This is a genomic window from Natrinema soli (assembly GCF_028618695.1).
This window is the reverse complement of sequence record NZ_JAQIVI010000485.1, coordinates 1-644: the sequence shown is the minus strand read 5'-3', so window position 1 is coordinate 644 and position 644 is coordinate 1. Positions and strand designations below refer to the sequence as shown.

Annotated in this window: 1 protein-coding gene and 1 pseudogene; both read left to right on the top strand. The window is 69.4% G+C overall.

Translation table 11 applies throughout. The features are described 5' to 3' along the window. A pseudogene (locus PGX04_RS24635) lies at positions 1 to 153 on the top strand (glycosyltransferase family protein); the annotation flags it as partial. Between the two features lies 1 nt (position 154). After that, positions 155 to 644, top strand: a 490-nt coding sequence (locus PGX04_RS24630; protein WP_273740917.1) for a class I SAM-dependent methyltransferase, incomplete at its 3' end; no start/stop codon positions are given.

Genomic DNA, 644 nt, shown 5'->3' with positions numbered 1-644 from the left:
GTTCGCGACCTGCTCGAGGACGACGACCGCCGCCGTCGGCTGGGCAAGCGGGGGCGGGAGCGAATCGTCGCGGAGTTCGACTGGGAGCGGGCCGCCCGGGAGACCGTGCAGACGTACCGCAACGCCATCGAAACGCGCGAACAGGGGGACTGAGATGGAGACGATCGATTTCGATCGCGTGACGCTGACGCCGGGTATGCGCGTCCTCGACGTCGGCTGCGGCGAGGGTCGACACGTCCACGCCGCCGCCCTCGAGAACGTCGCCGAAGTCGTGGGGCTCGACCTCGAGCGGGAGAGCCTGGCGGCCGCACGGGACGATTACGAGGAGTACATCGCCGGCGAGACGGACGTGCCGGTCACTTTTCTTTCGGGGGACGCACTCAGACTGCCCTTCGAGGACGGCGCGTTCGATATCGTCTGCTGTACCGAAGTCCTCGAGCACATTCCCGACTACGAGGCGGCGGTGGACGAGCTCCGGCGGGTTTGCGCGCCGGGGGGGACGCTCGCGGTGAGCGTCCCTCGAGCGGGTCCCGAGCGCATCTGTTGGGCGCTCTCGGACGAGTACCACGAGGTCGAGGGCGGGCACGTCCGCATCTTCGATCGCGAGGAGCTACGGGCGGCCATCGAGCGCCGCGGGTTCCGGC